Raw genomic sequence first — 20,193 nt, 5'->3', positions numbered from 1 at the left:
AGGTTCGATTATCAAATTTATGGAAAAAAATAGTCCTTAGACACAGTCTTCTCCGTAGGTAGGCGGAGGTGCGAGGGACGGTTTTAGATTCATGTGAATTCAATTTTTGCACAGGTAATTAATTAAACATTCTGCAAGGGGCTATAATACTACCATTTTTGCAGACATTCAATTCAATTTACTGTACTGAAACTAGCCCGACTTGCTTAAAAAAATATTTACTACAATTTTTGGAAACAAATTTTGTTCTGTTAGAGGCTATCGCTAAAGAAACAATTTAGATTTATTCTTTTTTATTTCACCTGTAACGTCGATTGAGAGTTTCTCAAAATTGATTTTTTTTAGAATTCTTTCAACGATTTTTTTAGTTATATTAATTTTAATGGAGTAAATTAGTAGAAATGGCAATTATTTGGTTTATTATAACTAAAATTGAAGTTATTATTCCTAATTTATCAATTAAAGTCATTTAATCCCCCCCATATTTTACTTTACCACTCCACTCAATTTTAGATTTCACTCAATTATTAATTATACGGCCCCAATATTTATAATTTGTGATATAATAGCTTTAATATGATTATAAACACATTAAAATATTTTAAGTGGTTATAAATACTTTTATATATACTTTTCTGACATTTTAAGGTATTTCAGAGTTTTTTTGCAGAACATAGCGAAAGAATAAAAAATGATTTACTTCTTTTTTCATTAAACTGGGGCATTCTGGGGCGAAGCCCCTTATCGGAGGTGGGTGGGGGTGTGAGGGATGGTTTTAGATATGCGAACTTCGTCATATGCCTTGTATAATTACGATAATCAGGCTCCTCGAAGGGATGTTGTCTTTGTAATATACGCGTATGACGCCCGTAAGGGTTTAAAGTTCGCAATTTATAAAAAGAATAACTGATAACTTGATTCAAGAAATTTTTTATTTCTTGGAAATTTTACAATAAAACTCATAAAATTTTCTATTTTATGATATTTTCCTAAAATAAATAGGAACCTTAATAGTTTTCATAAATAGGTCCCTTTATGAATTATATGTTGGAACATCGGTTCCATACCATTCTTTGTACCATGTTCTCATTTCATCTATTTCTTTACTCTGGCTTTTAATTATAGATTCAGCAATTCCACGTATTTCTGGCCTATTTGAATGGTATAAAACCATTTGAGCCATTATTATTGCCATTTGGTGATGAGGAACCATCTGTTCAATAAATTCCTTATCAAAATCCTTTGCATTCTTAAGCCTGTTTATGTCTGTAACATTCATCATATGTGAATCACCTGGCACATCAGTACCATACCACTCTTTATACCACTGGCGCATCTCTACAATTTCTCTACTTTGGCTAATACTAATATTTTTCGCCAATTGTTTAATTTGAGGGTGCTTTGCTCTGGTTAACGCCACATTAGACATGTCTACTGCATCTTGGTGATGGGGAATCATATTTTCTATGAATTCTCGATTCATGTCCATCATACCATGGCCCCCATACCCTTCTTCGCCTACTGTAGAACTCCAGATCCAAAAATAAGCAAAAATAGACGTTAAACTAACTACAAGAACCACTATAATAACCAATAAGATCGCTACTGGTTTGTTCATAATTTCACATTTAAAATTTTTATTTAATAATACCTATTTTATACTATTTATTAATTTGTTCCTACAAAAGTATTGATAAAACTGAAAAAAATCTGAAAAAATCCGTGGAATGGTGGCTTCACTTAGAAAAGAACCCATTTGATTAGATCTCATAAAAAATAAGCCATAAAAAAAGAATTTAATTTGTGGTCTCTTTTATTGAATACATTTGATTGGTACCTTTAATTGGATTCATTGATATCATCTTTAGTAGAATTAACCTCATTTTATTGAAGACTGCATTTACTCAATAAAAAACCAATAATTAAATTCAAATTTTCTATTTTTTGAATTTATTCTTAATTATGGAAATTTTATTAAAAAGATTAACCAATAAGTAACAATGGTGATGAAGATGGCTAAATTTGAACCATTTGAAAAACATGCCCAAAAATATGATGAATGGTTTAATAAAAACAAGCATTTTTATGAATCAGAACTTCAAGCAATAAAAGAATTACTACCTAAAAGTAAAAATGGTATCGAAATTGGTGTTGGAAGCGGTCGTTTTGCAGCCCCACTTGGTATTAAGTTAGGAGTTGACCCATCCAGGAAGATGGGAGAAATAGCTCAAATGAGAGGTATAAAATTTGTTGAAGGTATTGCTGAATCACTTCCCTTCGAAGATTCGCAGTTTGATTTTGTTTTAATGGTTACTACAATATGTTTTTTAGATGATGTTGAGGCAGCGTTTAACGAAGTTAGTAGGGTGCTGAAATCCGGTGGCTCTCTAATAATTGGTTTTATAGATGCTGAAAGTCCAATGGGAAAATTGTATGAAAAACATAGAAATGAAAGCACCTTTTACAAAGATGCAACATTCTACTCAGTAAAAGAAGTTATTTCATATATGAAAAAAGCTCAGTTCAAAGACTTTAGTTTTAGACAGACATTATTCAAATCTGGAGAAGAATTAAAAGATATTGAACCTGTAAAGAAAGGATTTGGAGAAGGTTCATTTGTAGTGGTTAGGGGAGTTAAATAAATAGGATTAATAATGATATATATCTCTATAAATTATTTGAGTTGGGATATAATGGCCAAAAGCAATGCAGAAAAAGTTAAAGAAGCTGAAGAAGCTCTTGCAAGGAAATATGAAGAAGAAGTTTTAAATAGGAAAGCAAAAGCAGGACTTCATACAGATGCCTGCACTACTCCCCTTAAAATGGCTAAGGGCCATATGCGACGGAAACCATTAATAAAACGGGCCATATGCCAAAAATGTGGAAAAATTTTTAAAACAAACAGAAACACAAAATTCTGCTTTAAATGTGAAAAAATGAAATAGTTTTAAAAATTCAAGCTCTGGCAGTGTTTAATGCCCAAAATTTCTATTTTCAGCGTATTTTTCCATATCCTAAAATATTTAATAAAAAGAACATAGTTTATTTACCAAAATATGAGCATTACTTAAGAAATTTTTTATTTTGGGGTATATTTCCGAAAGAACTAGGGCTCATTTAGAGAATTCATTTAAGAAACCAATAATAAATCTTTAAAGAAGGATACTCTTTGAAATCGTTAAAAGAAATAAAAAATAAGAATTCATCTTCTGAATTTCAAAGTAAAAGGAAATCTAATTTCGCCAGTCTGCTTATAATGGTTTATCGCTAAAGACTTGCAGTTTTTACAAAAAAACATGTTATTTTGCTTGGTCTCTTTATTGGTGCCAATTGGACAATTATGGCAAATTCTAGCGAACCTTCTTTTAAATTTCATAGAACGGATTCGTCTTAGAATTCTACTAATTATTTCGTTTTTCTGGGTTTCTTCCTGGATTCTATTCATGATTTAACCTCCAAATTTTCTTTGACTTTGTTTTACTGCTGGTCAAAAAAATTTGGGGTTTCAGGTTTCATCAAAGAATTAACCGTTGCCTCTTTAAATAGAACCTATTTAATATGATTTCATAAAAAGAAGTCGTAAAAAAAGAATTCATTTGTGGCCTCATAGTAAAACTCATTTGAAAGGTGCTTTTTAATGGATTCACTTAAGGTGCCACAGTAGAACCACTGTCCTTTTGTCCAGAGTTGCACTACTCATCTCTAGCTCTTTTAAGAATCACATCTCAACTTTTTCTAAAGACTAAACTCCCGCTAGGGGCTAGCATTTAGGGCAAGATTCTAGATCCAGTTGAGGGATTCTATAAAATAGAGCTCGTCTTTGCTACTGAAAATTTATTTTTAATTCTTTTGTTTTAAAAATAAAGGTTTTAATACCTAATCAAATAAAAAAACTCAAAACATATAATCAATACCAGAAAAATCTAATTTACTCTATTAAAAATATTTTTTTCTATTTGAGATATATTATTACTTATTTTCTTTATTTATTGATAATTATCCGCCATTATTCTATTTCAATACTTTTTCGATAATCTAAAGATAAGGAAAATAAGAGAAGTGAAGATAAACTATAAATATATCCTAAAATGCTATTTTTTTATTATTAAAATTTTTTAAAAATAGAAGATGAAAAATTGAAATTAATAATATATTTTGTTCAGGTGTTTTCAGCTGCTAAGCTGGAATCTTTTTGTTTTTCCAGTAATGGAATAACAACTGTCTCTTCTTCATACGCACCTGCATCATGGATTAAACACCCTTCAATTTTAGAGTTAATGGCTTCAGAGTTTTCTGTGTCCACCAAGTCTACTATTTCGATTTGATTTCTAAATCTCTCAATAGCATCTTCAGTGACGTTTTCAAGATATGGTATTGCCCCTTCAGCACCTACTATTCTTTTTTTTGCATCTACCCCATTTTCATATAAAGCTTTAATAGTTTGGCCGGTGATGTGTCCTTGGACCTCTGCACCGCAAACCACCAGAAATCTTATATTAGGATTGGAAACAACGTTACCAATGACCTTTTCAATGCCAAGATTTTCAGTGTGGAGAGAACCTGATATGCTTGCTCCTGCTTTAACAGGCATGTCTTCCATATGAGACCCAAGGGTGACTACTGCTACTGCACTTTCTTCGTCTCCAACTTTATAATCGCCAACTATTTGAGGCCATCCTTCAGCAGCTTGTTTTTTGTCTACCATACTTCTTCATCTCCGTTTCATTCTTTTAACTGGTAGTTAAATTTTAACTATCAGTTAAATTTTAACTTGTAGTTAATATTATTTAAAATTTTTTATTGACCTAATTTGATCTTGTAATCTCAAGAATTATATAAATCAAATAAAGAAAAATTAAGCTACTTAACATTTCTAATTCAGTAGTCACTATTATAAACTCTAAAAGTTGATACATTAATTGAGACTGCTGGGAAACTATTTAGGGAGTTATTTAAAGTACGCTTAAATTTTAAAGAAAGAACCTTTATTATATTCTTAAACTAATTTTAAAGTAAAGATAAAGAACTTGCAATTACAGATATACGTTTGTATGGTGAATGATAATGACTATTTCCAGAAAACAACGAGAAAGAGAACAAAGACGCAATGGACTCATAGATGCTGCAAAAAAGCTTTTCTTTGAGAGGGGTTACGATAATGTTACAATGGACGAAATAGCAGATGAGGCTGAGGTTAATAAAGCACTGCTTTACTACTACTTCAAGAATAAGGAAGCGCTGTTTTTTGCTGTTGATCTTCGTGGAGTTAGAATATTGCATGAACTGTATGTAAAATGTTCTAATCTTGATGTTGATGGCTATACTAAAATAAAATCAATGATTCAAAGCCTTTTTGAATTTTCTAAAGATTATCCAGATTATTTCCGTATTTATCGTTATGCGAGGACAGAAAGGTTCCAGATGAGTGATAATAAAGATGCAAAAGAACTTGTAGATCTGACAACTGGAATATGGAGAATCATGGTTGAAGCGATACTTCAAGGAATGAAGGATGGAACCATTCGAAAAGACGTAGATCCTGTAGAAATGTCTATTTATATTAATGTTATGAGTATGAGTGCTTTAAATATCGATATAGGTTTTAAACTTATATTGGAAGGTAGAGGAATACATCCCGACAAATTCTGGAAAGATTTACAACGATTTTTAGACCCTGCAATTACAAACCCATCTTTACAGGATTAAAATGTATATAAGATAATTGTAATGATAGAAAATAAAAAGAATAAATCCTTTAATTTCATCGTTTTATCTTTGCTTTCAATTAAAACTTCTTTTCTAGTTATAACAAATTTTCTTTCACCTAGACGAATCTGCATATTCTTCTTAAATTTTTAGTTTTAAATGGTCTTTTCACATTCAAAGCAGTAATCGGTTTTTCTGTTTGTTTTGAATGTTTTTCCACATTTTTTACATGTTACTGATCTAAGAGATGAGTTTTTATCTACGATATCTAACGAACATGAACATTTCCAGCCCATCTTACCTTTTAATTGAGCTTCAAACTCTTTATCAATATCATTTTCTTTAGTCATTATTAAACTCCTAACTAAATTACTTTTGTAGATTTCATTGGTCTTGGAACTTTAACAATAAGAATACGAAGATCTTTTTTGTCCTCATTATACCAACAGTGTGGTATTTTCGCTGGACTTTCTATCAGTGTGTTTTTTACAACATTCTTTTTTTCATCACCTATTTCTACAATACCATTACCTTCGAGAACATAGAAAAATACATCAACAGGTGTAATATGTTTTTTCAATGACTCTCCAGGCTTTAATGTCATATGAACTGCTACTGCATTTTCAGTATCATATATCTTACGTGCGTCCACTCCATGTGGATTTGGAGAGGATTCAACATTTGCAACTTCTACTATCTTCATTTTTTATCACCTATTAATCTTTAATGCTAAATGAGTAATTAATAGTTTCCTTAGGGCATTTTTCTATACATTCACCACATAATATGCAATTTGGATTTTCCATATCGTTGTTTTTAACCATGTGGCTGACATTTAAACCCATAGGGCATGATTTATCACATAATTTACAATCTGAACAGTCTTTATGGTTTGATATTAAATGTAGAGATGGCATTTTAATTTTTCTACCTAATGTTGCCCCTATTGTTAAAAAAACTCCTTGTGGACATAGATATCTGCAGAATGCTCTACTTCCAAAAAGTACAGATAAAAGACCAATTGTTATAATGAAAGCAGGTATTAAAATAACTAGTTGTGGATTGCCATTTGGAGCAAATAGATCCACCCCTTTCAAACCTCCAATCTTTAAAACAAAATAGGAAACCATTAAAAAGAAAAACACAAAAACAATATACCTTATTTTATCTGCTTTTACATGTTTTGGTTTCTTATTTAGAACATATTTACCTACTAATTCTTGTAATGCCCCATAGGGACATGTATAACCACATGATGCTGATCTACCCATAAATAATGATATAATGAACCACACTGCAAAAACAATAAAGCTTGCTGTAATTATTCCATTACGAATTCCCAATGACAATAGAACAGGAGAATAGAGATTAAATAATACAGGCAACATTATCACTAATGCTATTAAAATGTAGGTTCTTATCCTTATTTTATGATTTTTCATTTAATTACCTCCTTTTTAGAGCTTGCAAATCTTTGATTTGCGCTCCAAACACTGTCAAAATTTATAATTTTGACGCCCAAAAATCGAAGATTTTGAGGGCTTCGTGTTTGAGAGCATTCGCTAAACTAATCCTGAAATGACTCTAAATTCCAAAAATAATTGTATTAGACTTGTTCCATTGAATTTTTTTCTTGTAATATAGTCAAACATTCGTAATATTTAAATATTTTTTCACTAAATAAGTATAAAATGAAAAAATAAGGGAGGATTTTTTATTCCAATAAAACAAGCCACAATAAATGCCCTTAAAACAATGGGACTTACAGAATATGAATCTAAAGCTTATTTGTCCTTAGCCTCTTTTATTTCGGCTACTGCTTTAGAGATCAGTGAAACTTCAGGTGTGCCTCAATCTAAAATATATGAGGTTCTTAGAAGCCTTGCAAAAAAAGGATTTATTGAAATTACAAGGGGAAAACCATTAAAATATAGTGTAGTACCTCCTCAGGATATTTTTGAAAAATCCAGAATTAAGATTAAGGAAGAACTTGATGAAGCTGAATCAGAGGTTAAAACCATTTATGAAAACCAGATACCCAAATCACAGGCTCCTATTTGGTTAATTTATGGAGCAGATAAAATTGTAAAAAAAGAAATTGAAATCATTGGACGTGCTAAAAATTCATTGCACATTGCATCAGGATTTATGTTCCAAAATGAAATTGAACAGTTAAATAACGCTTTAAATAAATCTTTAAGAAAAGGAATTCAAGCCAGAATAATAGCGGCACCCTATAATATCACTGATGGAGAAAAAATAGACATATCTAAAGGTTTAAATGGATTAGATTGTGAAATCAAAACTTTTCAAATACCATTTATAAAAGCAATAATACGTGATAAAAAAGAAATGATGCTAATATTTTCTAAATTTAATGATGGAGTTGTAATATCACAAACAGCAATTGGCGTATGGAACCAGTACTCAGAATTTGTAGAAACAATAGCAGACCTATATAATTTAGTTTGGACAATGAATCTCTTCAAACATTACTATTAAAATTTAAAAGAAAAAAGTAATTTATTATATTATTTCACCTGCTATTGAAATAGTATAATCTTTAATTATTATGTTCTTTTGAGCCTTTTCTAATGCTCTTTTTACTATAACTTCAATACCTGAACAGCATGGAACCTCCATATGTACAATAGTGATTGATTTTATATCTTGTTTTTTAAAAATTTCAGCTAATTTATCTACATACTGTTCTATAGTTTTATCAAGCTTAGGGCAGAAAATAATTAAAACTTTATCTTTTAAAAACCTTTGATGGAAATTAGGATAAGCAAAAGGTGCACAATCAGCTGCAATCACTAAATCTGCATTTCTTAAATAAGGCACATTTGGGTTTAAAAGCTGTAATTGTACTGGCCAGTTTCTAAGCTCGGCACTTAAAACCTGTGGTTCATTACCACTTTTAGATCTCCTTCCACTTAGATCTCTCATCATTGAGCCCGGACAACCACATTGAGATTCATTTTCTCCTTCATAATCAGGAACTTCCAAACTATTTCTATTTAAAAAGTCAATAGCCTGATTTAAATACTCATTTTGGTTATGATCATTTAAGTGTTTTAAATGGGCCTTAATTACATTTGGACCCGCTTTTATAACATTTTCCATGACTTTATATTCATCATAAGGTTCAGCTTCTCTTTGCTCAACTTCAATAGCGCCCTGCGGACAATTTCCAATGCAAGCGCCTAAACCATCACAAAATAAATCACTTATAAGTCTTGCTTTTCCATCAATTGCTTGCAATGCCCCTTCAGGCATCCGGGAATACATTCACCACAGCCAGTACATTTTTCTTCATTGATTTTGATAACATCTCTTTTCATGACTATTATCCACCAAAAATATTCATTACTCCTTTTATTAGTTTCATTAATTTTTAAATTCACACTCAAAACAAATATCAATTTTTCTGTTAGTCCTGAATGTCCTACCACATTTTTTACAAGTCGCTGTATTAACTGATGAAGCTTTTCCAATATTTAATGAACTTGAACATCCACAACCCCTACCTTTTAATTTATCCGGTTTACAGCTATTATTCATTAAAATCACTTAATTTACAAAGTTTTAAGATCTTATTCTATTGGTTCAAACTGATCTTTACCTACTCCACATAATGGACAAATCCACTCATCTGGTAGGTCTTCAAAAGCAGTTCCTGGGTTTATTTCGTTATCAGGGTCTCCTTTTTGGGGGGTCATATACATAGTAGCACACTATACATCGGTATTTTTTCATAATATTATCTCCTATGGCATTTTATATGTAAATTTTACAGAACATCGGAAAGCACTAGTTTTTCTCATATATTTCCATTATATTGTATTTTTTGCCTATTTTCTAGTAAGAAGTTTCCTCTACTTCCTCGATAAAATAAATTTCTGGCTCTATTGCAGCTCCACCTTTTTCGAATCTCTTTTTATGACTTTGCGGTTCATAAAACTTCCGAGCCTTATCCAAATCATCCCATTCTCATAAAATATAGATTAGCCTAGGATCGTCTGAGTCATGAAGTATTAAACCTCCTTTTGATCCATTAGCTTTTCTATCAGCGGAGAATCCGTCAAATGCTGACTTCCATTTATCATAATCATGGATTCGTCTTTTAATTAGTACCTTTGCCAATTTTTCACCCATAATTTCTTATAACTATTGCTATAAATTTTTAAAGTTATATACATATTTTGTTTTAAGCTTATTTGATTATAATACTTTATTATTCATTAATAATGCATAATACCAGTTTAATATGATGATATTCACTTATAAATGGAATGTAAAAATTATACCGGCTTTCTAAAATTATTATTCAGAAATAGATATTGTAAAATAAAAAGTCGAACCCTTGCCCAGTTCAGATTTAACCCAAATACGTCCGCCATGACGATCAATAATTCTTTTAACAATTGCCAATCCAATTCCTGCACCTTGATACTCCCCAATAGCATGTAATCGCTTGAATACTTCAAAAATTTTATCACTGTATTGCTCTTCTAACCCAATTCCATTATCACTAACTGAAAAAACATACTCATTATGTTTTCTCTTAACTGACACATGGATTTTAGGTGTTACTCCTTCCCTGCGGAATTTTATTGCATTTCCTATTAAATTCTGAAATACACGTATAATTTGATCTTCATCTGCTAAAACTACTGGAAGTGGATCACTCGTTATTTCAGCATTAACTTCACTAATTGCAGTTCCTAAATTATTTAAAGCATAACTTAAAGCAGTTTCAGCCTTAAATTCCCTAAATTCATGGCCACGAGTGCCAACACGAGAATAATCAAGCAAACCCTGAATCATCTTTTTCATTCTGGATGCTCCATCAACCATGAAGTCTATGAATTCATCAGCATCAGGGTCTAATTTACCTTTATAACGCCTTTCAATAAGCTGAGCAAAACTGGCAATAGTACGCAATGGTTCTTGCAAATCATGACTTGTAATATAAGCAAAGCTTTGCAATTCATAATTTGAACGTTCTAATTCTTTTACTGTTTCTTCAAGCTGATCTCTGTATTCTATTACTGCATTCCTTGATCTGAAACTCATAAGTGCCTCTACAATTGCCACAGACAATATCTCTACTGATTCCTGATCTTCAAGAGTGTATCCTCCCTTTTTATTTGCTAAGCCAATAACTCCTATAACTTTATCACCATATTTCAGTGGAAATCCAAGATAAGCTGTTATAAGGGGATGACCTTCAGGAGTTCCAATGCTATCGGGATATGATGCAGGATCATTGGTTAAAACTGGTTTTTCAAGCTTTACTGCCCCTCCATAAAGTCCATGTATCTTCATGCCCTTAATAAATTTAACTGCATCGGATTGAGGCATTTTACATTCACTCCAGCCAGGATCACTAATTGCAGTTGTATCCAGGGTTCCTTCTTCATTCACTTCACAAATAAAACCAAATTTACTGCCAGTAACTTCTTCACAGACATTAAGGCAGGTTTTACCAAGCTTTTCCTCGGTTTCAGCAGTTAAAGCTTCCCTGAATATTTGGGTGATTCCATTTAATATCCGGTTACTTCGTTTGATTTCTTTTTCTGCCTTTTTACTTTCGGTAATATCACGAACAATTTCAAGAGCGGCTCTCTTTCCATCATAATCTATAAATTGAATATTAACATCTACAGGTATCCTATTTCCATCTTTAGAAACATGAACTGTCTCAAATCGAGCACGCCCATCTCTCATGAGTTTTTCTATACGATTTGATGTTTTAGACCCCTCATCTATCTTACAAGGACCCATATTAAGTAATTCTTCCCTACTATAACCCAATCTTTTAATTCCTACTTCATTTACCTCAATATACCGTGCAGACTTGCAATCCTCACCAATATTCATTAAACTAATCATATCATCCGCCTGATTAAAAATCCCACGGAATTTTGCCTCACTTTCCTTTAATGCGTCTTCTGCTTTTTTGCGTTTTGTAATATCATGAGCTATCACATCAAAAGCAAATAATTTACCATTTTTTTTCAATGGTTTTAAATAGGTTTCAACATAATGTGTTTCGCCATTTTTATCGATAAATTTTGATTCATATGGTTTAACGGTTCTTCCTTTCAAAATCTGAGAAACTTTTTCTATATGTAAATGCATTTCTTCACCAAGCAATATTTCAAGCTCTGTAAAATTCTTGCCAACTAAATTTTCCTCTGATAATCCAGTGACTTCTTGTGCCGCCCCATTTACATCCATTAAATTACCATCTACTCCCACAAGTATCGTATAATCTGGTGTTGAATTAAAAAGAGTCTTATACTTTTGTTCACTTTCAAATAATTCTTTTTCTGCTTCTTTACGTTCTGTAATATCATGAGCAATTGCAATGGCAACATCTTCTCCTCTAAGCTTGAAAAAATGCACACTAACATCAACAGGTATTTCTCTTCTATCTTTAGTTATACTGACTGATTCAAATGTAACATATCCTTTTTTCTGAAGTTCTATCGCAATTTGAGGTATTTTAGCCTGACTATCTGGCGTGAATAAATCTGTAGGCGCCATATTAAGTAATTTGTCCCTATTATAACCCAATTTTTTAATTGTAGCATTATTTACCTCAATAAACTGTCCAGGCATTCCATTTTCTTTAACTTCAGATAAGACCATAACATCATTTACACTATTGAATATTTCGCGGAATTTTTCCTCACTTTCTTTTAAAGTTTCTTCCATTTTTTTATGCTCAGTAATATCTCTTGCAATTACTGATATTCCAGTAATTTGTCCTTCAGGGTTTTTGATAGGAGACAGATTTGCTGATACATATATTTCTTTACCATCGTTTCTCGTTCTCTTGGCTTCATAATGAGCTATCTTCTCCCCTCTTTTAATTTTATTCATGCTTCTTTCTACTTTTTCGTACTGGGAGGGATCAAATAAAATGTATACATATTTTCCAATCATTTCATGAGCTGAATAACCATATATTTTTTCCGCGCCTTTATTCCAAGTTGTTATAATTCCATCAAATGTTTGGCTGATTATTGCATCATCTGATGACTCTACAATGTCTGCTAATCTGCTGATTTTCTCTTCAGCTTTTTTACGTTCCGCAATATCACGGGAAATTGCAAGGATTACATCTTTCCCTCTGAGCTTGAAAAAATGCGTGAGAACTTCAACAGGTATTTTAGAGCCATCCTTAGTTACCAAGATACTTTCATGCCTTGAATGTCCATTTTTTAGCATTTCTGATGCTACTTCTGATACAGAAACTGGTACATCTGGATGGACTATATCATTAGGAGTCATATTTAAAAATTCATCAGTACTATAGCCTAATTTTTGAATTGCAGCCTTATTTACTTCAATAAATCGTCCAGGCATCATATTTTCCTGTAACATGGATAATGTAATGATATCGTCTGCTTTATTGAAAAGTTTACGGAATTTCTCCTCACTTTCCAATAGCTCTTTTCCTGCCTTTTTACGTTCTGTAATGTCTGCACATACAATAAAAACAACAATTTTCCCATTTAATCCTTTCATGGCACGGGCTGTTTCTTCTACCCATATTATGCTGCCGTCCTTGCGCATTTTGCGTTGTTCCCACTGAAACACTTGCCCATAATTTTCCAAGGAATATCTTAAGTTTTGTGCCGCGAATTCTCTGTCTTTTTCGTAAAACACTTTTAATATCATTGATTGGCCAATCAACTCATGGGGCATATAGCCAAGTCTTTCAGCCCCAAAACGATTAACAGATGCTATTATACCTTTCATATCCACAGTAAAATACATGGAAGGATTATCATCATATAATACTCGATACCGCTCTTCACTTTCCCTCAGCGCCTCTTCTACCTGTTTAAGATCAGCTTCTGATTTTTCAAGTTCAGCAATCCTTCGACGCAAACTTTCTAATTCATCAATAAGCTGTTCTTCAATCTTATTTTCACCCTTCATTTTGAACGACTCTAACTTCGAATAAGTGTTAATCAACTTAATTTTTCTTTATCCATACCTTTTTAACTATTTTTACGCTCCAAAAGTACTTTTTTGTCTTATTTTTAGAAAAATTCGTTTTAAATACTATTTTTAGATCATTATCACTTATTATTAATTATTATTTTTTATTAATAATAATTTTTTGATTCTATTGAATAGAATAAATATTTTTAATGAGGATAAGAGAATTTGAGAATTAAATTAATTATGTTAACTTATATGTTGCAACAAAACAGAAGAAATTTTGATAAGTCATTGTAAATAAACATAATTTCTATAATCCATTAAACCTTGAATTACTAATTAAATTATTTATTTAGTACGTTATTATTGGAAAAATAAAGGAAGAATGATGTAACATGTATGCTTTTGCACATATTCATAAAAATGAAAGTATAAATCAAATTATTATTAATGAGTCATTAACATTTTCTCTGGACATAGGGTATTTTATTCAGTGTTTAAATATGCATCTCTTTTTGAAGCTAATTAATTGCTTAAGAGTATTGTAAAATAAACTATATTTTAGTTAAACTTATTAATTTTACTAGTTTTGAAAGCAAACCTCAAGGTGTACCTGGACACTTTATTCTTATCTTAAGTGTCCAGGAGGCAGATTTGGAATTTTTTAGTACTGGAGGTAGTATTTTTAAATTAATTAAGGATAAGTATATAATAATTTATACATTTTTTGGATTATCTGAATAATTAATCACATTCAATTAACTTGAAGAACGGTACTAATGTCTTATTTTGAATTACTAGCAACTTTAACATCACTAATTATCTGGTAAATATTTAAAATAATCTAATCTTAAAAAAATAAGTTTAAAAACATTATAATATCATTATACTCCATCTCCAATAAATGACTAGCTCCAGAATGCTCTAATAAAAATGGTTAACTTTTAAGATCGTATCATTGTAAGTATCATTTTGTATTTTTCGATGGCTTTAAGTGCATGTGGCTCATTTGAAGGCATTATAACCATATCTCCTTTACTTAAAAGATTTTTCTTACCTGAAATAGTGATTTCAGCTTCACCATCAATAATTTGAACCATGCATCAAATGGAGCAGCGTGTTCGCTTAAACCTTCGCCTTTATCAAAAGCAAATATTGTCACAGTTCCTGTATCTTTTTTATGATTTCCCTGCTGACTACAGATTTTTCTTGATAGTCAATTAAATCCTCTATTTTTAAAACTTTTGAAATAAGTTCGTTCATAACTCAGAACCTCCTAAAAATAAATAAAATAGGGATATTATCCCATGATTGTTTTTATATCTTCTACTGGATCTCCCAATGTCTTTATATCATAGTTCTCAACTAGAACATTTAAAATGTCTTCGTTTACCCATGCAGGTACAATTGGGCCGAGATAGATTCCTTTAATTCCGAGTGCAAGTAGACTCCACAGTATAGCTACTGCTTTTTGTTCCATCCAGCTTAAAACAAAAGTCAGAGGAAGTTCATTTATTTCAAGTCCAAATAGTTCAGATAAAGCTGCTACAATGTCAATTCCAACTATTGCATCATTACATTGACCTAAGTCTATTAATCTAGGTATTCCTTCAATGTCTCCAAGTACAAGGTCGTTGAATCTATATTTGCCACAGGCTAATGTTAGTACAACTGTGTCTTCTGGTAAATTTTTTACAAATTCTCTGTAATAAGTGGCTTTTTGTAATGGTGAATCGCATCCACCTACAACAAAGAATCTTCTTATTTTTCCTGCTTCTACGAGTTCTTTAATTTTTGGTGCTAGTGCAAGAACTGTGGAAGCACCGAATCCAGTTGTGAATACTTTTTCTCCAGGTTCCTCTTCAAGTTCAGGTAATGATTTTGCTTTTTCAATTAATGGTGTAAAATCGTAACCTTCTATATGTTGAACTCCAGGTAACTGTGCAACTCCTGATGTGAACATTCTTTCCTTGTAAGCATCTGTTGGTATTAAAGCACAATTTGATGTGGCAAGGGCTGCGACAGGGTACTTTGTAAATGTTGTCCTTTGGTCAAACCAAGGTCCTCCTAATTGACCAACTAAATGATCGAATTTTTTAAATTCAGGGTATCCATGCGCAGGAAGAAGCTCTGAATGAGTGTAAACGTTTATTCCTGTTCCTTCTGTTTGTTTAAGCAGTTCATATAATGCTTTTAAGCTGTGTCCGGTTGCTACTATTGCATGACCTTTTTTAGTTCCAGTACTTACTTCTGTTGGTTCAGGTTCGCCATATGTTTCAATATGTGCTTTCTTTAGAAGCTGCATTGTTTTTATATTCATGTTCCCGGCTTCGACTGCCATTTTTACAAATTCATTTGCATCTTGATTTACATTTGTCAGTGTTGAATAGAACCCTCTTTCTAAAAATCCGTCTACTTCAGGGTCGGTATATCCTAATTCTCTTGCATGGTAAAGGTAAGCAGATATACCTTTAATTGCAAATAGCAAGTTGTCTTGAAGTCTGGCAACCGTTGGTTGTTTTCCACATACTCCTCTTACAGTACATCCAGTTCCCCTTGCGGTTTGGGAACACTGGTAACAGAACATGTCTAATGCTTCATTATTCATTTTTATATACCACCTTTTTTTCTGTATTTATTCGTTATGTATAAAACAATTATAAACATTTTTTGTTGTAAAATTATCAATATTTTAAATTTAAAATTTGAATGACGATTAGATAATTTCATTTTTAAATTTTTTAAAGCCTATTTTGTTTATAAATCTACCTAAACGTTTATTTTCTTCATTTTCCTTATAATGTTCTATATTTTTGATATAATACCTAAAACCTCCCCATCTGATAAATTTGTGGCAAATGTTTGCCCTATCATTGGTTTTATTCCACAAGTTCCACCAACAAGTAGTTTCCATCCTCTTTTAGTTCCGATAAGGCCAATATCTTTAACTGCAGATTCTGCACATGAATTTTTACAACCTGAGACACCTATCTTTATTTTGTTAGGTAATTCCATTCCCTGAAAATTTTCATCAATTTCCATTCCCATTTTTACAGCATCTTGTTCACCTTTTTTACAGTAGGTAGTTCCAGGACAGAATTTGGCAGATCTAACTTTTTTACCTATGAATCCTCCAGGTTTCATGTCAAGATCTTCCCAAATTTTATTTATATCCCCATATTTAATCCCAATAATTGCAATATGCTGATTAGAAGTCACTTTTAGTGTTTTAGCATTGTATTTTTCAGCAATATTTGCTATTTTTATTAATGTGGCAGGGTCAACAAGGCCTCCTGGAATATATGGAATTATTGCATATGTTTCCATATCTTTTTGAATTACTGCTCCTTTTTCTAGAATATTTTCTAACATTTAGTATCATTCTCCACCAAATTTATTTTAATCTTAGTATTATCATCTTTTTATATTTATTCGTTAGAAGTAGAACAGTTTTAAATATCTATTAAATTAAATTCTTTATATTAACCAAATAGTACCATATTATAATATAAGGTTGAAGGAAAATCTCTGATTTTCCTGAATCACAAAAAACTTTGTTTTTTGAGGTGATGAAATATGGCAAATGTACTTGTTAAAATTAGAGTTGAAAATTATGACAAATGGAAATCGATGTTTGATAAATTCGTTGATGATCGAAAATCTAAAGGATCTAAAGGTGTTACTATCTTTCGTGATACAGAAGACCCTAATTTAGTTATAATTTTACTAAAATGGGATGAATTAAACAGTGCCCGAAAGTTTTATGAACCTCGAATAAGTAAAAAAATACCACAAAAAGGAGGAGTTATAGAAGAAGAAATATATTTCTTTAATGAAATAGAAAAAACCTCCGCCTAACTTATTTTTTTTGAAATTACGGCTAATCATTTTATTCCATGCATTCATATCTTCTTAAAACTATGCAGCCCTATTTAAAACTATTTTTATCAAATATATTTCGATTTACCATTTTTCTTAGTATAATGATTTTCAGTTGAAGTTATAACACTTGAAAAGTATTAAATTTGATTTGTTTATAAAATTCCTAAAATTAAATTATGATGTCTATTTGGCCTTTTTTACAGTGATTTCACCACAATGAAGGGTAAAAAGGGACTGATAATGAAAAGGAGATGAATAAACTTATTGATTTTACCCTTCACCATTATATTTAAATTTTATTTTAATAATAGCTATGGGACTAAAAAAGAATTAAAATCAGCCATATTCTAAAATAAGTTAATTAAAAGTTACTTAATCATTCTTCACTTTCATGCCTGTGTATTAGCTCAAAACTGATTTTAAACGTGTCATGTCGTTTAGCTTTTATCTTTTTAAGCCATCTTGAAGGTACATTTACTCGTGGCGGATTTTTACCTTCCCATTGAACTATGACGTAATTTAGTACGTCTTCATTTTCCATTTTTTTACTCATAAATCTTTATCTTTAATTAATAGTATAAACCTTTAATTCTAAATATTCTTAAATGCATTATCATAAAAACAGATTAAGTTCATAGATGTTATTGATTAAATTTAAATATTTGAAAAAAGAAAATATTAACTGGATTTTTATGGTCTTAGCGCTTCCAGAAAATCCGATTCAATTTCTTTTTCTAAAATTTCATCTAAATAAATATTTTTCGTTGTAAATCTTTGTATTCCACCTGGCAAGACTTTATACCATTTCTTATCATTAAATTTTCTGACCACACACTGATTTCCAATAAGTATATTCGATTTATTTATAACTGCCCTATTATCTTTAGTTTTGAAAAAAGGTAATGATAATTGCTCTATATGATCGTAATGTACTTCAGTTAATTCCCCACAAAGTTTACAAAAAGCATAAGTAAATAAATCTTCAGTTAATGAAGATTTAACTTTTATAAACTTTGTTTGTTCAGTATTTTCATTTGCTGCATTAATTTTAGTTTCATTGTCTTTATTAGACTGTTCCTGTTTACTTTCTTGGATCTCAGGAATTATTTTTTCTGCAAGATCAACAGTTTCCTCAATTGATGTTGGATCGATGTGTGTGTGCATGTGTTTTAGATTCAATTCGTCTATGTCATCATCATTAAAATCTATGAATTGTTGAGTTTCAATATCCCATCCTTCACGTTCCATAAATTCATATACTGCCCGTTCAAGTAAAGATCCAGATGTAACATATTCATCTTTCTTTTTTGCTTTAACAAATTTGCTCCAGTCTGTCTTTGGTTTATCTGTCTTGATTCTCACTGCAAACATGGGCTGTTTTTTGACCTTTGATTTCACTATCTTGTTCACCTCCTGTTATATTCTTTGTTTAACATTAGGCTACACAAAAGGGTCATACTTATGGGCCCATAAATTATTCATTACTTTTCATTTCTCTAATCAAATCTTCAACTAATTTTCTTGTCAGTTCATTTTGCTCTTTTAACTCTTCAAGTTCTTCATCTCTTGCTTTAGCATCTTTTTCATACTTTTCTTTTAATTCTTTGTATTCCTTGCTTTCAATAGTCAATGTCTCAACATCATTTAAGCATAAATAACCTAAATGCTGGATATAACTTTTTTGAAGCTCCTCCGAGTTAGCAAGATAATATTTTTGTTTTAAAGGATCCTTAGGTTTCCAGCCCATAAAATGACGTAAATGCTCATCAACCATGCCGGAATCAGTTAGTTGAGTTTCAAAGAACTTACGGAACATATGAGTAGTTAATTTACCAAACAACCATTTTTTATTTTCCCATCCCAAACGCTTATTTAAACGTTTAATAGCGGAATTATATCCATTTGCTGTAAAAGCTTTTTTTATCCCTTTTTTAGCTGAAAATAAAGCCCATTCTGGATCATATTCTCCTCTTTCATGTTGAAGATATTTCTGTATTAACTCAACAGCTTCAAATCCTATAAAAGTGATATGTTCCTGATTAGTTTTTGTTCTTCTCATGCTGATTTTACAAATTTTACAGCCATTCCCTATATCAATCAATCCATTTTCAAACTGTTTTATGGTTAATTTAAGTACATCAATTTGAGCCATACCAGAAGTAGCTTGTGTTAAAACAAGTGCCTTTAATTTGAATGATTTCGCAGCATTTATAGCATCAATTATGTTTTGTTTAGTTAAACCTTTACGTTCATTTTTAACAATTAATTTGTCTTTTTCTCGTCTGACTAAGTTAGTTGGAGTATTTATTTTAAACATGTGAAAAAAGCTGCTTACTATCGCTCTACGCCCCTGACAGGTTTGTTTTGAATAATTCCTTTCATAACAGTAGTCCTTATATGCTATAAACCATTGGTCTATTTGTAATTCCCAAGGAGGGATACGGTTTTCCTGTTCTTGATAGGTGATATTTAGCAGTGTTGTTGGATTTTTATTTGTTACAACACAAAAGTCAGCTAGGGCAGTTAAATAAGGTTTTTTAGTGCTTTCTTTTAGTCCCTTTAACCATTTTTGCACTACTTCTTCTCTTTTGATCTGATCTATTGTGTTTTTTAAATCCGCTCTTTGCATATATTTCTATT

Annotated in this window: 21 protein-coding genes and 2 pseudogenes; 6 read left to right on the top strand and 17 right to left on the bottom strand. The window is 31.1% G+C overall.

Annotation, left to right across the window (positions count from 1 at the left end; translation table 11 throughout):
- The first annotated feature begins 769 nt into the window (after positions 1–769).
- A complete protein-coding gene (locus tag ASJ80_RS16955; RefSeq protein WP_176720300.1) occupies positions 770–910 on the top strand; it encodes a hypothetical protein in 141 nt (46 codons plus the stop codon).
- A gap of 123 nt (positions 911–1,033) precedes the next feature.
- Here ASJ80_RS16955 and ASJ80_RS05315 read toward each other — a convergent pair whose 3' ends face one another.
- On the bottom strand, positions 1,034–1,618 hold the full coding sequence (locus ASJ80_RS05315) for a DUF305 domain-containing protein (protein ID WP_069584758.1): 585 nt from the start codon (positions 1,616–1,618) through the stop codon (positions 1,034–1,036).
- A gap of 394 nt (positions 1,619–2,012) precedes the next feature.
- Here ASJ80_RS05315 and ASJ80_RS05310 point away from each other — a divergent pair, with 394 nt between their 5' ends.
- Positions 2,013–2,642, top strand: coding sequence for a class I SAM-dependent methyltransferase (locus ASJ80_RS05310; protein ID WP_069584756.1), 630 nt, complete (start codon positions 2,013–2,015; stop codon positions 2,640–2,642).
- Between the two features lie 51 nt (positions 2,643–2,693).
- A complete protein-coding gene (locus ASJ80_RS05305) occupies positions 2,694–2,945 on the top strand; it encodes a hypothetical protein (protein ID WP_069584753.1) in 252 nt (83 codons plus the stop codon).
- 257 nt (positions 2,946–3,202) lie between these two features.
- Here ASJ80_RS05305 and ASJ80_RS16950 read toward each other — a convergent pair whose 3' ends face one another.
- Both ASJ80_RS16950 and mtrA read right to left on the bottom strand, forming a co-directional pair.
- Entirely contained in the window at positions 3,203–3,445 is a 243-nt protein-coding gene (locus ASJ80_RS16950) for a hypothetical protein (protein ID WP_069584751.1), read from the bottom strand.
- A 753-nt stretch (positions 3,446–4,198) separates the two neighbouring features.
- Positions 4,199–4,705, bottom strand: a pseudogene (gene mtrA / locus ASJ80_RS05295) (tetrahydromethanopterin S-methyltransferase subunit A); the annotation flags it as partial.
- Between the two features lie 359 nt (positions 4,706–5,064).
- On the opposite strand from mtrA, the gene ASJ80_RS05290 reads away from it, so the two are divergent.
- Entirely contained in the window at positions 5,065–5,706 is a 642-nt protein-coding gene (locus tag ASJ80_RS05290) for a TetR/AcrR family transcriptional regulator (protein ID WP_069584747.1), read from the top strand.
- A 155-nt stretch (positions 5,707–5,861) separates the two neighbouring features.
- On the opposite strand, the gene ASJ80_RS05285 is transcribed toward ASJ80_RS05290, so the two are convergent.
- From ASJ80_RS05285 to ASJ80_RS05275, 3 genes are read right to left on the bottom strand one after another with little or no spacing between them, the layout of a single operon-like run.
- A complete protein-coding gene (locus ASJ80_RS05285) occupies positions 5,862–6,056 on the bottom strand; it encodes a hypothetical protein (RefSeq protein ID WP_069584745.1) in 195 nt (64 codons plus the stop codon).
- 14 nt (positions 6,057–6,070) lie between these two features.
- Positions 6,071–6,409, bottom strand: coding sequence for a cupin domain-containing protein (locus ASJ80_RS05280; RefSeq protein ID WP_069584742.1), 339 nt, complete (start codon positions 6,407–6,409; stop codon positions 6,071–6,073).
- Positions 6,410–6,422: 13 nt separating this feature from the next.
- Positions 6,423–7,148, bottom strand: a complete 726-nt coding sequence (locus tag ASJ80_RS05275) for a 4Fe-4S binding protein (protein WP_069584740.1) — start codon at positions 7,146–7,148, stop codon at positions 6,423–6,425.
- A gap of 313 nt (positions 7,149–7,461) precedes the next feature.
- On the opposite strand from ASJ80_RS05275, the gene ASJ80_RS05270 reads away from it, so the two are divergent.
- Complete coding sequence (locus ASJ80_RS05270; protein ID WP_245837475.1) at positions 7,462–8,208, top strand: TrmB family transcriptional regulator; 747 nt, start codon at positions 7,462–7,464, stop codon at positions 8,206–8,208.
- Positions 8,209–8,232: 24 nt separating this feature from the next.
- On the opposite strand, the gene ASJ80_RS05265 is transcribed toward ASJ80_RS05270, so the two are convergent.
- From ASJ80_RS05265 to ASJ80_RS05240, 8 genes and pseudogenes are all read right to left on the bottom strand, one after another.
- Positions 8,233–8,997: an ATP-binding protein gene (locus ASJ80_RS05265; RefSeq protein ID WP_245837473.1), complete on the bottom strand. Its 765-nt coding sequence runs from the start codon at positions 8,995–8,997 to the stop codon at positions 8,233–8,235.
- 99 nt (positions 8,998–9,096) lie between these two features.
- Positions 9,097–9,270 carry a hypothetical protein gene (locus tag ASJ80_RS16945; protein WP_176720299.1) on the bottom strand — a complete coding sequence of 58 codons (174 nt, stop codon included), beginning with the start codon at positions 9,268–9,270 and terminating at the stop codon, positions 9,097–9,099.
- 32 nt (positions 9,271–9,302) lie between these two features.
- Positions 9,303–9,434: a rubredoxin gene (locus ASJ80_RS05260; RefSeq protein ID WP_338036863.1), complete on the bottom strand. Its 132-nt coding sequence runs from the start codon at positions 9,432–9,434 to the stop codon at positions 9,303–9,305.
- A 265-nt stretch (positions 9,435–9,699) separates the two neighbouring features.
- Positions 9,700–9,852, bottom strand: a complete 153-nt coding sequence (locus ASJ80_RS16940; RefSeq protein ID WP_176720298.1) for a hypothetical protein — start codon at positions 9,850–9,852, stop codon at positions 9,700–9,702.
- Between the two features lie 180 nt (positions 9,853–10,032).
- Positions 10,033–13,665 (bottom strand): PAS domain S-box protein, encoded by a 3,633-nt coding sequence (locus tag ASJ80_RS05255; protein WP_069584737.1) that lies wholly within the window; start codon positions 13,663–13,665, stop codon positions 10,033–10,035.
- Positions 13,666–14,615: 950 nt separating this feature from the next.
- Positions 14,616–14,934: pseudogene (locus tag ASJ80_RS05250) on the bottom strand (cupin domain-containing protein).
- 37 nt (positions 14,935–14,971) lie between these two features.
- A complete protein-coding gene (gene hcp / locus ASJ80_RS05245) occupies positions 14,972–16,279 on the bottom strand; it encodes a hydroxylamine reductase (protein ID WP_245837469.1) in 1,308 nt (435 codons plus the stop codon).
- Positions 16,280–16,476: 197 nt separating this feature from the next.
- Positions 16,477–17,043, bottom strand: a complete 567-nt coding sequence (locus ASJ80_RS05240; RefSeq protein ID WP_245837468.1) for a nitrite/sulfite reductase domain-containing protein — start codon at positions 17,041–17,043, stop codon at positions 16,477–16,479.
- A 204-nt stretch (positions 17,044–17,247) separates the two neighbouring features.
- Here ASJ80_RS05240 and ASJ80_RS05235 point away from each other — a divergent pair, with 204 nt between their 5' ends.
- Positions 17,248–17,529 (top strand): hypothetical protein, encoded by a 282-nt coding sequence (locus ASJ80_RS05235; RefSeq protein WP_069584735.1) that lies wholly within the window; start codon positions 17,248–17,250, stop codon positions 17,527–17,529.
- 400 nt (positions 17,530–17,929) lie between these two features.
- Here the strand turns inward: ASJ80_RS05235 and ASJ80_RS16935 are convergent, their stop codons facing one another.
- The 3 genes from ASJ80_RS16935 to ASJ80_RS05225 form a co-directional block, all read right to left on the bottom strand.
- A complete protein-coding gene (locus ASJ80_RS16935; protein ID WP_176720297.1) occupies positions 17,930–18,106 on the bottom strand; it encodes a hypothetical protein in 177 nt (58 codons plus the stop codon).
- A 137-nt stretch (positions 18,107–18,243) separates the two neighbouring features.
- On the bottom strand, positions 18,244–18,951 hold the full coding sequence (locus tag ASJ80_RS05230; RefSeq protein WP_069584733.1) for a hypothetical protein: 708 nt from the start codon (positions 18,949–18,951) through the stop codon (positions 18,244–18,246).
- 76 nt (positions 18,952–19,027) lie between these two features.
- Entirely contained in the window at positions 19,028–20,182 is a 1,155-nt protein-coding gene (locus ASJ80_RS05225) for a tyrosine-type recombinase/integrase (RefSeq protein ID WP_069584731.1), read from the bottom strand.
- Positions 20,183–20,193 lie beyond the last annotated feature (11 nt).

This window comes from Methanobacterium bryantii, assembly GCF_002287175.1.
In the GTDB taxonomy this organism is placed as follows: Archaea; Methanobacteriota; Methanobacteria; order Methanobacteriales; family Methanobacteriaceae; genus Methanobacterium_D; species Methanobacterium_D bryantii.
Note: the sequence above shows the minus strand (reverse complement) of the source record. Positions and strands in the feature narration are given on the sequence as shown.